The 9,001-nt window shown below is 69.8% G+C and carries 11 protein-coding genes; 9 read left to right on the top strand and 2 right to left on the bottom strand.

Annotation, left to right across the window (positions count from 1 at the left end; genetic code table 11):
* From M0P34_RS10580 to M0P34_RS10540, 9 genes are all read left to right on the top strand, one after another.
* The coding region (locus M0P34_RS10580) for a sigma 54 modulation/S30EA ribosomal C-terminal domain-containing protein (RefSeq protein WP_291498884.1) at positions 1-145 on the top strand (145 nt) is incomplete at its 5' end.
* A gap of 3 nt (positions 146-148) precedes the next feature.
* A complete protein-coding gene (locus M0P34_RS10575) occupies positions 149-598 on the top strand; it encodes a PTS sugar transporter subunit IIA (RefSeq protein WP_291498882.1) in 450 nt (149 codons plus the stop codon).
* 12 nt (positions 599-610) lie between these two features.
* Positions 611-1,501, top strand: a complete 891-nt coding sequence (gene rapZ / locus M0P34_RS10570; protein WP_291498881.1) for an RNase adapter RapZ — start codon at positions 611-613, stop codon at positions 1,499-1,501.
* A 55-nt stretch (positions 1,502-1,556) separates the two neighbouring features.
* Complete coding sequence (locus tag M0P34_RS10565) at positions 1,557-1,997, top strand: PTS sugar transporter subunit IIA (RefSeq protein WP_291498880.1); 441 nt, start codon at positions 1,557-1,559, stop codon at positions 1,995-1,997.
* 2 nt (positions 1,998-1,999) lie between these two features.
* Positions 2,000-2,470 (top strand): PTS sugar transporter subunit IIB, encoded by a 471-nt coding sequence (locus M0P34_RS10560; protein WP_291498879.1) that lies wholly within the window; start codon positions 2,000-2,002, stop codon positions 2,468-2,470.
* A complete protein-coding gene (locus M0P34_RS10555) occupies positions 2,394-3,173 on the top strand; it encodes a PTS sugar transporter subunit IIC (RefSeq protein WP_366062490.1) in 780 nt (259 codons plus the stop codon). The genes M0P34_RS10560 and M0P34_RS10555 overlap by 77 nt, the downstream gene beginning before the upstream one ends.
* Positions 3,174-3,864: 691 nt before the next feature.
* Entirely contained in the window at positions 3,865-4,788 is a 924-nt protein-coding gene (locus M0P34_RS10550; RefSeq protein WP_291498878.1) for a manganese-dependent inorganic pyrophosphatase, read from the top strand.
* A 268-nt stretch (positions 4,789-5,056) separates the two neighbouring features.
* Complete coding sequence (locus M0P34_RS10545) at positions 5,057-5,656, top strand: hypothetical protein (RefSeq protein ID WP_291498877.1); 600 nt, start codon at positions 5,057-5,059, stop codon at positions 5,654-5,656.
* A 465-nt stretch (positions 5,657-6,121) separates the two neighbouring features.
* Positions 6,122-6,838 (top strand): YkgJ family cysteine cluster protein, encoded by a 717-nt coding sequence (locus M0P34_RS10540; RefSeq protein WP_291498876.1) that lies wholly within the window; start codon positions 6,122-6,124, stop codon positions 6,836-6,838.
* 255 nt (positions 6,839-7,093) lie between these two features.
* Here M0P34_RS10540 and dapA read toward each other — a convergent pair whose 3' ends face one another.
* Together dapA and dapF are read right to left on the bottom strand one after the other, a co-directional pair.
* Positions 7,094-7,972, bottom strand: a complete 879-nt coding sequence (gene dapA, locus M0P34_RS10535; protein WP_291498875.1) for a 4-hydroxy-tetrahydrodipicolinate synthase — start codon at positions 7,970-7,972, stop codon at positions 7,094-7,096.
* 30 nt (positions 7,973-8,002) lie between these two features.
* Positions 8,003-8,854, bottom strand: a complete 852-nt coding sequence (gene dapF, locus M0P34_RS10530) for a diaminopimelate epimerase (RefSeq protein WP_291498874.1) — start codon at positions 8,852-8,854, stop codon at positions 8,003-8,005.
* Positions 8,855-9,001 lie beyond the last annotated feature (147 nt).

Below are 9,001 nucleotides of genomic sequence, written 5' to 3'. Positions count from 1 at the left end.
GCCCATGTCCGTCGAGGAGGCGGCCATGCAGCTGGAGAGCCTGGGCTACGAGTTCCTGGTGTTCCAGAACGCGCAGACCGAGCGCATCAACGTCATCTATCTCCGCAAGAACGGGGATTTCGGGCTTATCGATCCGGGGATGTAACGCATGATCATTGGTGATTTGCTGGAAGAAGGGCTGGTTCTGCCAGCCCTCGCGGCCAGGACCAAGAACGCGGTCCTGGCCGAACTGGTGGCCGCGGCCGGGGACAAGGTCCCCGGCCTGGACGCCGCCACGGCCCTCAAGGTGCTCAAGGATCGCGAAAAGCTCGGCACCACGGGCATCGGGGACGGCGTGGCCATCCCCCACGGCAAGATGGACTGCATCGAGAGGATCGTCCTTGTTGTCGGGCGCAGCGAGCAGGGCGTGGAGTTCGACTCCCTGGACCACAGGCCCTGCAACATCTTCTTCCTGGTCCTGGCGCCCGAGCAGGTTGTCGGCCAGCACCTGCGCGTGCTGGCGGGCATATCGCGCCTGCTCAAGGACGACGCCTTCCGCCGCTCCTTCATGGCGGCCGAGGGGGCGGACGGCCTGCTGCGGCTGCTGCGGGGCTGCTAGGGGAGGCGGACCATGACCCAGGCGGCGGCGGGCGGGCATATCCCCGTGGTCATCCTCACCGGCCTGTCCGGTGCGGGCAAGTCCACGGCCCTCAAGGTCTTCGAGGACCTGGGTTTTTTGTCCGTGGACGGGATGCCCCCGGGGCTCATCCCCGATGTGGTCCGCCTGTTCGACAGCCAGGCCGAGCTGCACCACCGCGGCCTGACCCTGGGCATGGACGTGCGCCAGTCGGACTTTCTGGTCCAATGGAAGGAAACCCTCTCCCAGTGCGCCGCCCTGGGCATCCGTCCGCGCATCGTCTTTGTGGAGTCATCGCGGGCCGTGCTGCTGCGGCGCTACGCCGCCACGCGCCGCCCCCACCCCCTGGAGGGGGCCCTGTCGCTGGAGGCGGCCATGGACCGCGAGCGGGAGATGCTGGCCCCGGTGCGCGAGCAGGCGGAGCTGGTCCTGGACACCTCGGGCTACTCCATCCACGACCTGCGGCGCACCCTTCAGGAAAAATGGAATTTCCTGCGCGACAAGCGTTGGGGCCTGCGGCTGTACATCCTGTCCTTCGGCTTCAAGCACGGCGTGCCCACCGACGCGGACCTGGTCTTCGACCTGCGCTTTCTGCCCAATCCGCATTTCGACGAGGCCCTGCGGCCCCTGTCCGGCCAGGACGAGGACGTCTCGCGTTTCGTGCTCGGGCGCGAGCCCGGCGCGGAGTTCCTGCGCCGCCAGCTGGACTATCTCAACTTCGTGCTGCCCCTGTACGCCCGCGAGGGCCGCTACCGCATGACCGTGGCCTTCGGCTGCACCGGCGGGAGGCACCGCTCCGTGGCCGTGGCCGAAGCAGTCTTTGACTCCTTGCGCAACTCGGATTATGCAGTCTTTCTCGAACACCGGCATATCGACCTGAAATGACGGCGCAGGGCCGCCGGGCTGGCGCCCGGGCCGCGCCGCAAGCACAAGCGAGCCGATGACCAAGGAAAAGAAAGCCAAGGGCGGCGACGTCGGAGTCGTCGTGGTGACCCACACCGACTACGGCACCCGCCTCATCGCCGCCGCCGAGATGATCCTCGGCTCCCAGCGCGCCTGCGTCGCCGTGAGCGTGGACACCGCGACGGAGATGGACAAGACCATGGACGCCCTGCGCCAGGCCGTGGCCAGCGTGGACGCCGGTTCCGGCGTCATGCTGCTCACGGACATGTTCGGCGGCACACCCACCAACCTGAGCCTCTCCCTGCTGGGCACCGGCAAGCTCGAGGTCATCACCGGGGTCAACCTGCCCATGCTGCTCAAGGTGCTGGGCATGCGCGCGCTGCCGCTCTCGCGGCTGGCCGACGAGGCCAAGGCCGCGGGCATCCAGGGCATCGTCGTCGCGGGCGAGGTGCTGCGCCAGAAGGTGGCCGGGGGCTAGCCGTGTTCTGGGTGCGCGTGGACAACCGCCTGATTCATGGGCAGATCATCGAAACCTGGCTGCCCTTCACACGTTCGCGGATGATCGTCGTGGCCAACGACGCCCTGAGCGCCGATCCCCTGCGCCAGGAGATCATGGGCCTGGCCATTCCCAGCCATGTGGACAAGGTCTTCGTCACCGTGGAGGGCCTGCACGGCTTCCTGTCCACGGCCTTCCAGGACGACGCCGAGCCCGACGTGCTGGTGCTCTTCGCCTCGTGCGAGGACGCCCGGCGCGCCCACGAGCACGGCACGGCCTTCAGCTGCCTGAACCTGGGCAACATGCATTACGGCCCGGGCAAGGAACAGCTCTGCGCCCATGTGGCCCTGGACGGGCGGGACAAGGTCTGCCTGAGCTATTTCGCCGCCCGGGGCGTGGCCCTGGATTTCCGCTGCGTGCCCAACGAGCCCGTGCAGGTGGGGCGGACGTGGTAGCCGCGCCCGTCTCCCCGGCGGCCCTGGCGGGCTGGACGCTGCTGGCGAGTTTTTTTTTGCCGTCTTTTCCTCGCTGCGCTTCTCGCTGAACCTGGGCATCCTTGAGCGCCCGCTGGTCCAGGGCCTGCTCTGGGGCATGCTCACGGGCGACGTGACCCAGGCCGTTTCCGTGGCCCTGGTCTTCGAGCTGCTCTGGCTCGACCTCATCCCCGCCGGAACCTTCATCCCCCCCAACCCCGCCGCAGGCACCCTGGGCGCCCTGGCGATCATGACGGCCTTCGGGCTGTCCGGGGCCTCGGGGGCGGTGTTCCCCATCCTCATCGGCCTGCCCCTGTCGTGGATGGCCGCCGGCATGGAGCGCATGCACCGCGCAAGGCAGAACGCGGCCTTCGACACCCTCCAGGGCTGGCTGAGCCCCGGGCGCCAGGGCGAATACGACCCGGGGGCGCTGGTGCGCCGGGCCCTGGCCCGCTCGGTGCTGACGCACTTCCTGTTCTTCCTCGCGGCCCTGGGCTGCTCCATGACCCTGGCGACCCTGCTCCTTGGCCGGGGGCTGATGCAGCCGTCGCCGGGGCTGTTCTCCTGGGGCCAGATATGGCTCGGGGCCAGCGTGGGCGGGCTCATGTCCCTGCGCGTGCCGCGTGCCTATGTGGTGCTGACGGTCTGCGCCCTGGCCGTGGCCGTGGTCGGCTTCCTGGGCTAGCTGGCTCCCGTTCTTCCTCTGCTTTTTTTGCTGTCGCGGCGGCTTGACCGCCCCGGTCGCGGAGGGCTGGTTTCTGGCCGTCGCCGTCGGGGCGGCGGCGAGGCCGCCCGGCCCGGCCCAGCCCGCAAGTCCTGTCCGGCGGGCATCTTCCCTTACGCATAGCCAAATCGGGGCTCCTGGCCGTGGCCGTCCTTGGCGCGTGCGCAGGGCGTGCCCGCGCGCCCGGGACGGGGGGCTCCCCGCCGGGGCGGCGGCGAGGCCGCCCGGGTGCGACCGGCAACAGGGGCAACACGTCGGCCCGGGAACAAGGGCAACCCTTTCAGGGCTGGCTCTCCGGCCCACGGGGCTGGCCCGCCCCGCGGGGCCGGTGCTTGTCCGCGCGCCCGGCAGGGCCCGCCCGGCGAGCATGTTCACATATGCACATGCTCGCGGCGGGCCCTGGGCACGCTGCGTGCATGGGCGCGAAGGCGGCGGGCCGGTGGCGGCAGGGCGGCGTTTTGGCGCGTGGTTCCCGGCCCGTTGCCGCCGCGCCTTTTCTGGGCTACAAGTGGTCGGTCTTGTGTTTTTTACGGGCGGCGGCGCGTTCTTTTCGCTTGGCAGCGTCCCGCCTTTGTGCTATTTGGCACAAACTCAATGCGCTCAATGGGACCTTGTTCCGCCAACTGCGTCAAATGTTTAGAGGAGGTTCTCAATGACTATGCTCGTTATGGGTCACATGAATCCGGATACCGACTCCATCGTGGCCGCCATCGCCTACGCCGACCTGGCCAGCAAAACCGGCAAGCCGGCCAAGGCCGTCGCCCAGGGCGCCGTCACCCCCGAGTCCGATTTCGTGCTCAAGAAGTTCGGCCTGGCCGCTCCCGAGATCGTGAAGGAAGTTGCTGGTCAGAAGCTGGCCCTGGTGGACACCACCGAGAAGACCCAGCTGCCCGCCGACCTGGACAAGGCCGAGATCCTGGCCGTGGTCGACCACCACAAGCTGGGCGACGTGACCACCCCCAATCCCCTGGAGATGTGGGTCTGGCCCGTGGGCTGCACCTGCACCGTGCTGAAGAGCATGTACGACTTCTACGGCGTGGAAGTGCCCAAGGGCATCGCCGGCGCCATGCTCTGCGCCATCCTCTCCGACACCGTCATGTTCAAGTCCGTCACCTGCACCCCGGCTGACAAGGCCGCCTGCGAGGCCCTGGCCAAGATCGCCGGTGTGGCCGACATGATGGCCCTGGGCATGGACATGTTCAAGGTCAAGAGCGCCGTGGACGGCACCCCCATGCGCGACCTGGTCTTCCGCGACTACAAGGACTTCGACATGGCTGGCCACGGCGTTGGCATCGGCCAGCTCGAGGTCGTGGACGGCGACATCCTCAAGCCCTACGTCGACGGGCTGTACGAGGAGATCAAGAAGCTCAAGCAGGAGAAGGGCCACCACACCATCATCCTGATGCTCACCGACATCATGAAGGAAGGCAGCGAGATGCTCTTCGTGTCCGACGACAAGAACGTCTTCAAGAAGGCGTTTGGCGTCGAGGCTGGCGAGCGCTCCTTCTGGCTGGCCGGTTGCATGAGCCGCAAGAAGCAGGTCGTGCCGGACTTCCAGGCCAAGGCCTTCGCGTAAATCGGCAGATACGTCCCCCTTCGGGCTTCCGGGGCCCGGCGCGGTTCGCCGCGCCGGGCCTTTTTTGCCGTCCTGGCCCTGCGCCTTGCGCAGGACGGGGCGGCCTTTTTGCTGCGGCGGATGCGGCGCGCGTGAAACGGCCTGGGCGCTCCCGGGCACGCGGAATGCGTTTCCGCATATGCGGAAAAACGGAACATGTCTTGCACCCTAAAGAATCCGGTTCGGTTGACCGATACGAATGATGTAATCATGCAACGGGAGGACGACCATGGTCGACGGCATCGGTGCGCAACTGGCGGCAGGGGGGGACTTGCAGAGCGTGCTGGAAAAACTGCGCAAGGGCGAAGGCGTCCTGCCGGAAGACGCCGTTGCGTCCGCCGCCGCCGGGGTGCCCCCCGGGGCATCCCGCGAGGCGGCCCCGGCCAACATGTTGGCGGGGAATTTCGTTTCCGAGCGGAGCGAGCCCTCGGAGTACGTTTCCGCGTTGCAGCTGAGCACGTCCCTTGAGCGGCAGATGACGATCACCCGCGTGAAGGAGGTTATCGCCAACGCGATGCCCGAAACGGTCAAGATTACGGCCCAGGCGCACAGCAGCCAGGCCATGCGCCAGGCGACCAAGCTCCGGGAGTCGCTGGAAGCCAACGAGGAAAATCTGGACAGGGCGCGGGAAAGCATCGAGGAGAAGGCCGAGCAGGCGGTTTCCGAGTCGGGCGCGGCCGCCGGAGAAGCTGTCGCCGCCCCCGCCGCGCCGGTTGCCCCCGCCGCGGCGGCTGCGGCGGCCGAAGGGGCTGACGCGGCCCCGGCCCCTGAGCCCGGGGCCCGGACTCGCGGAGGGGCTGCGGCCGTCCCGGTGGACATCGTGGTCTGACGGGCCGCTCCCGAGCCGGGCGCAGCCCCCGCCACAGGGCCGCCGTATCCGCCTGACGGATGCGGCGGCCCTGCGCGCGCTGGGATCCGTGCGTATCCGTGCGTATCCGGGTCCGGCGGGGGCGCAGGCCCGGGGGCGCGTCGTTCTTTGCCCCGGCGGGAGCGGGTGTTCCGGCTCGGGCCGAGGCTGCCGGGCGGTTGCCCCCTTGGGGCGGGCCCGGGTTCCCGCGCTGGCGGCACCGCTTCCGGCCGTGCCCCGTCCGGGTGTTTCCCGGAACTGGCAGCCGGAGGCCCGAAAGCGGCTTTCTCCCGGGAACCGCTTGCCTTTCCGGCCGGAAACAACAATGCTGGCGGTCAGGGCCATGCCCTGTTCCGGCCGGAGAGGGCACACGGCGGCCGGGCGCGACGCCCGGCCGCGAGTGCTTTGTGACCGGCTGCAACCTGCAAGACAGATACGGAGGATGCCATGTCCGGGCGACCGGCGCGCCCGGCGGTGCTGCTTACAGCCGCCGAGGCCGTTGCCGCCATTGGTTGCGACCTGCGCATGTACGGGGCGCAACTCGAAGAATTCTGTTCGTTGACCGAGGTTTTGTATGGCCAGGCGGCCCGCCCCGGGCGCCGGGGCGATGTGCCGGGGCTGGAGTTGCCGCCGCAGCCTGGGGCGGAGGAGGCCCGGTTCGTGGCCTGGAACGTCGCCGCCCGGTGGCTGGGCCTGGCCGTGCGCCAGCGCGCCTGCGAGCCCGAGGTCCTGGCCCGGCTGTGCGCCCTGGTTTTCGACCAGCGGGCCGAGGCCCTGCCCGGCGTTCCGGCCGATGCCCCGTGCATCCGCCTGGAAACGGGCATGCACGATTTCGCCTGCACCCGTTGCGGAAGCTGCTGCCTGGACCTGGACTACCACAGCGAGTGCACCGCCGAGGACGTGGCCCTGTGGCGCCGCCTGGGGCGGGAGGACATCCTGGCCTGGGTGGGCGAGGAGCCCGGGCCGCAGGGCCCGCGCTACCTGATCTGGCGGCGCCCGGGCACCCCGCTGTACGCCGAGCGCTGCCCCTTCCTGCGGCGGGTGCCCGGCGACACGGCCTTCGTCTGCACCATCCACGACGTGAAGCCCGCCATCTGCCGTTCCTATCCCGGGCTGCGCAAGCATGCCCTGCGCACGGGCTGCAAGGGCTTCCCCCGGGGCTGACCTCGGCCCGCGCCGGGCCGCGGTCAGGGCGCCGGGCACCGCTGGCGGGCCCGCCCCGCCCCGGCCATCTGGAGCGCCCCGGCCCGGCGCAGGCCATACGAAAAGCCCCCGGCCTTGCGGCGCGGGGGCTTTGTCGTTTCGGCATTGGGCCCCGGGGCGGGGCGTCCGGGCCGGATATGCAGCGGCAAGGCGCTGTCCGGTCCTCGCTTCAGCCCGGGGAGGGCGGCCTGCCCTGCAACTCCTGCGCCTTCCCGGCTAGATGAGCCCGGAAGCCTTGAGGGTGGCCTCCAGGCGGGCGTGCGTCTCGGGCTGCATCTCCACCAGCGGCAGGCGCAGCTCCAGGGCGATGCGGCCCATGAGCGCCAGGCTGGTCTTGACCGGGATGGGGTTGGTTTCGATGAACATGGCCCGGGCCAGGGGCATCATCCCGAAGTGCAGGGCGGCGGCCTTCTCGTTGTCGCGGTCGCGGTGGGCGGCGCACAGGGCGGCCATGGGGCCGGGCACCACGTTGGACACCACGGAGATGACCCCCGTGCCGCCCAGGGCCAGCAGCGGCAGCACCGTGAAGTCGTCGCCCGACAGGACGCTGAAGTCCGGCCCCAGCAGCTCGATGATGTCCGAGACCTGTTTCAGGTCGCCGGTGGCCTCCTTGACGCCGACCACCTCGGGAACGGCCTTGCGGATGCGCGCCAGGGTTTCGGGGGAGAGGTTCAGGGCCGTGCGCCCGGGCACGTTGTAGACCACGATGGGCATGGGCACTTCGCGGGCGATGGCCTTGAAGTGCTCCACAAGCCCGGCGGGGGTGGGTTTGTTGTAGTAGGGCGTGATGAGCAGGGCGCCGTCGGCTCCGGCGTCCTTGGCGTAGCGGGTCAGCTCCACGGCCTCGCGGGTGTTGTTGGACCCGGCCCCGGCCAGCACGGGCACACGCCCGGCCACCTGCTCGACGCAGACGCGGATGACCCTGCCGTGCTCGGCGTGGGACAGGGTGGCGGACTCGCCGGTGGTGCCGCAGGGCACAACGCCGTTGATCCCCTGCTCGATCTGCCATTCGATGAACTCGCGGTAGGCTTCCTCGTCCAGCTCGCCGTTGCGGAACGGCGTGACCAGTGCGGTGAACGCACCCGAAAAATGCATGGGCTCCTCCTCTTCGTGTCCCGTGCGGGCCTAGGGCAGCGTCAGCCCCAGGGAATCCAGAAACATTTGGCCTTGGTAGGTGACAACGGCGGGTCCTTCGAGGAAGACCGTACCGTTTTCGAGGCCGATTTGCAAAACCTCGCCGCCCGAGGTGGTCACCCGGACCTCGGTGCCCACCAGCCCCAGCGCGTTGGCCACCAGCACCGTGGCGGCGGCGCCCGTGCCGCAGGCGTAGGTTTCGTTTTCCACCCCGCGCTCGTAGGTGCGCAGGGTCATGGCGTCCGGCGCGTCCACCCGGGCGAAGTTGACGTTGGCTCCGGCGGGGGCGAAGTGGGGGTGCGTGCGCAGGGCGCGGCCCAGGGTGCGCACGTCCAGCCCGGCGAGCCCCTCGGGGAACACCACGGCGTGGGGCACGCCCGTGTCCACGAAATGCACGCTGTGGCGCTGGCCGTCCACGTCCAGGTCGGCGCCCAGGGCCAGCCCGTGGGGCGGGGTGAGCTGCACGCGGACGGTGCCCGCCCCGGGGTTGACCCGCGCGCGGATGGGCCCGGCGTCGGTGCCCAGCACATGCGTGGGCCCGGCCATGCCCAGGGCGTGGGCCAGGCGCGCGGCACAGCGCGAGCCGTTGCCGCACATGGCGGCGCGCGAGCCGTCGGCGTTGTGGAAATCCCAGACGTAGTCCGCCGGGCTTCCGGCCGGGGCCGTGTCCAGCAGGATCAGGCCGTCGGCGCCGACGCCGAAGGCCGTGCGGCAGATGCGCCGGGCCCATTGGGGCATGGCCTCGCGGGGCAGGCGCAGGGCGCGGTTGTCGATGAGCACGAAATCGTTGCCGCTGCCGTGCATTTTGTAAAAAGAAACAGTTGGTTGTGCGGATGTGTTCATTGTCACCTGCGGTTCCGGTTGCGGTGTTCCGTGCAGGACGGCGGAATCATGGCCGCTTTCCGGGCCGATGGCAAGGGGGGAGCGCGTACGGCGTGTGCGGTTTCGTGGCTTCGGCGCGCCGGGGGCCCTGGACGGCCCGCCGGGGCG

This window comes from Desulfocurvus sp. (assembly GCF_023230885.1).
Taxonomy (GTDB): domain Bacteria; phylum Desulfobacterota; class Desulfovibrionia; order Desulfovibrionales; family Desulfovibrionaceae; genus Desulfocurvus.
Note: the sequence above shows the minus strand (reverse complement) of the source record. Positions and strands in the feature narration are given on the sequence as shown.